The 2,822-nt window shown below is 41.4% G+C and carries 5 protein-coding genes and 1 pseudogene; 1 reads left to right on the forward strand and 5 read right to left on the reverse strand.

The window, feature by feature from the left end; genetic code table 11:
* The 4 genes and pseudogenes from V7L97_RS11035 to V7L97_RS13120 all read right to left on the reverse strand — a co-directional run.
* Nucleotides 1–267: hypothetical protein (locus V7L97_RS11035; protein ID WP_333655958.1), on the reverse strand; the 267-nt coding region annotated here is incomplete at its 3' end.
* Between the two features lie 172 nt (nucleotides 268–439).
* The gene (locus V7L97_RS11040; protein WP_333655972.1) at nucleotides 440–961 is read right to left on the reverse strand and encodes an NYN domain-containing protein; all 522 of its coding nucleotides are present in this window, start codon (nucleotides 959–961) and stop codon (nucleotides 440–442) included.
* Nucleotides 962–1,293: 332 nt separating this feature from the next.
* Nucleotides 1,294–1,863 carry a YkgJ family cysteine cluster protein gene (locus tag V7L97_RS11045; protein WP_333655960.1) on the reverse strand — a complete coding sequence of 190 codons (570 nt, stop codon included), beginning with the start codon at nucleotides 1,861–1,863 and terminating at the stop codon, nucleotides 1,294–1,296.
* Between the two features lie 10 nt (nucleotides 1,864–1,873).
* Nucleotides 1,874–1,978: pseudogene (locus tag V7L97_RS13120) on the reverse strand (hypothetical protein); the annotation flags it as partial.
* A gap of 88 nt (nucleotides 1,979–2,066) precedes the next feature.
* On the opposite strand from V7L97_RS13120, the gene V7L97_RS11050 reads away from it, so the two are divergent.
* A complete protein-coding gene (locus tag V7L97_RS11050) occupies nucleotides 2,067–2,624 on the forward strand; it encodes a hypothetical protein (protein WP_333655962.1) in 558 nt (185 codons plus the stop codon).
* Here V7L97_RS11050 and V7L97_RS11055 read toward each other — a convergent pair.
* The coding region (locus tag V7L97_RS11055) for a M48 family metalloprotease (RefSeq protein WP_333655963.1) at nucleotides 2,584–2,822 on the reverse strand (239 nt) is incomplete at its 5' end. The genes V7L97_RS11050 and V7L97_RS11055 overlap by 41 nt on opposite strands.

The following is a 2,822-nucleotide window of genomic DNA, read 5'->3' on the forward strand; positions in this document are numbered from 1 at the left end:
AGGGACAACACATTTATCTCCATGTTCGGGGTTCCAGATATGTAAGTGATTGCCTGTTATTCGTTTTCCTCCATATTCAGGACATGCAGCAGGATTGGTTCTTTGGTGAGTATCGTCAATATCAAGACGCCTTATGTTATGACCGTGATAGTCCAGCGCAAAAGTAAATTTATATAGGTCTTCTTCGGGGTTTGCCGTTGAAATAATTCTTGCAGTAGGTATGCTTATTCCATCTTCGTCGATTAGTATAGATGACCATTCCAGCAATGCCTTGCCCTTATTTCTCCATTTTATCTTACTGGCAATTTCTTTCTTTTTTGCAATAAAGTCATCAACTTACGTAAGAGATGGTAAAAGTTCAGACAACTTTTGCCCCCATCAATTAATTTGTTATTGAAATGATTATATCACAACATAGAATTTATGATTATGAAATGTTTTACAATTTGCTCAACGCCCTTCTTATTGCCTTTTCTTTTTTCGAGGGTCGGTAGGGATTTCCTTTGGAAGCATGTGGATATTCGTCCTCTTCAAAATCTTTACAGGAAAGTTCATCCGCAGTTTCTTCGTTTGTTTGCTTAACACCCTGTCCTGCATGCCTTGATACAATCTCAAAAAAACTTTCTGACGGCACCGGAATCGAGTTTACGCTCCATGAATGATTTGCAATATCCCTGTCATTGCTCACAACAATCCATTCCTTTCTATCCCTTGATATAATCCTCTTGATGACGTCATCTGCCCTTTCTCCAAGCCGTGAATAGATAATCTTCACGCCACCGCGGACTGCTACATGTTCGGTGCCTGCGCCGTTTTTATAGCCGTCAAAAACCACTGTGATGTCATGAGCCTTTATCTTTTTGTAATCTATCAGCAGATTGACAAACCCATCCCTCGCCTTTTCCATGTCTTTATGGAAAATCCCGATTACATTGTACCCGTCTATGATGATATGAGAAATAAATTACCTCCTTGCATCAGTCTCTTAATAGGCAGGATCGGCTTTCACTTCAGACGATACTTTTCGACAGTTCTAAGCTCATTCCGCTACAGCCGCAAAACTCGCTTCGCTCAGACAGTTGCGGCTGTCAGGCAATGGTATGGTCTCGGAGCGACTTGGACAGCCCAAGCGTGGCATGGATGCCTAAGCGGGCTGTCTTTGCTTCGGAGAATGGCTGGATGCCATTCGAGAATGAAGCGGAGAGATTATACCATTGCCTGACGCTCCATTTCGCTAAGAACCGTTACCGAAAAATATCGAATTTCGTTCAAACCAATCCTGCCTATCATACTTCATGACTTTGGTTTTAATATACTCACAACCATCTCTGCTGTGGTCTTCTTATAATCTTCTGTAAGATTAAGGCTCTCCCTCAATTCCTTTTCCACCTTTGCCATTTCCACATAAAAAACAGTGCGGTTGAACATGAAATACTGCATATTTTCATTCAGCTTTTCGTTAATGAACTTATAGCATCCCGTGCCGAATTCTATAGACATATTTTTCTTGAACATCTGATAAGGCACGCCGTGAATCCTGCATATCATGGGCCGATGCTCATATACTATGCACAGACCTTTTTCATTGAGAGGACACATAACCCTTACATCATCTGGGGATGAATTATGAATCTTCACAACATCTTCTGCCCGTAATAAAATCTCTTTCTTTTTATCTTCGTCAAGCTTTTTTAACCCCTCTGATAGATAAAGTTCTTCTATATTTGTGTGATGATAGAACTTTGTCACACAGCAGTTGTCAACACATCCCTCACAGCGAAAATCGTAATGCCTCATGGCTGCATCGTAAAGATTGTCTATTGCCTTGTATATCTCGGCAAGCCTTGTTAAATGTTTATCCATTACTCTCCTTTTATGCCCTATTACATGGTCTGAGGGCTATCCTGTCCCATGTGTCGCTGTCGATTTCATTAATATATTCCGAGACCTTGAATTCCCTGCCGCATTCCATGCAGCGAAAATATACGGTCTTTCAGCCGATAATAAGCCTTAGTTCGCCATTGCATTCTTTGCACTTCATTGTATTTTTAATATACCATACAACTATGACACTATTGAATTTACTCAACCATGAACTGTCATGGCACAAGAGGTCTGATTGGGATAAAGGAATAGGGCTTTTAAAAAAATTCTCATCTGAACACAGCGACGAGCTTGCCCATGTGAAAGACCTTGCAAGAATAATAAAATACAGAATCGATGGAATCGATTCCTTCATCCAGCAAAATACCTCTATTGTCTGCCCGAACTGCGAAAAGGTCTGCTGCATAAACAAGCATGGATATTACGATTACGAAGACCTCATATACATCCATGCCCTGGGGCTGAAGCCACCTGTATATAAAGAAGGCGTAAGCGACACCGACCCCTGCCAGTTCTTATCAAAATTCGGATGCACCATAGAAAGAGCAGTAAGACCCTTCAGGTGCAACTGGTATTTCTGCAATGCACTGCTTAAGCACATAGAACAAGGCCCTGCAAAGCCTTATCGTGTATTCATTAAACAACTCGATGAAATTGTCGACCTCAGAAAAGAAATGCTGGACGAATTCTTCAGGATACTCAAGACAAATTTTTTATATACCTTATCCTATCCAGAATAGGCGGATGGGAATAGTATAAAACGACATAAAGCGGATGCGGATAGAGATTTGATAGATTCTCCTTCGAAAGCTTCACGAGCGCACTCACCATGCTCTCTGCATCATTTGTCAACTCATACGAAGCCCTGTCAGCCTGCCTTTCATGCCTCCTGCTGAAGAAATTCACAATCGGCTGCAGTAACAGCGAAATAATACCTC

The organism is Dissulfurispira sp., from assembly GCF_036745535.1.
Lineage (GTDB): Bacteria > Nitrospirota > Thermodesulfovibrionia > Thermodesulfovibrionales > Dissulfurispiraceae > Dissulfurispira.

Coding starts and splice junctions, on each gene's coding strand:
- V7L97_RS11045 (WP_333655960.1), bottom strand. CDS start 1,863: ATGGATAAACATTTAACAAGGCTTGCCGAGATATACAAGGCAATAGAC.
- V7L97_RS11050 (WP_333655962.1), top strand. CDS start 2,067: ATGACACTATTGAATTTACTCAACCATGAACTGTCATGGCACAAGAGG.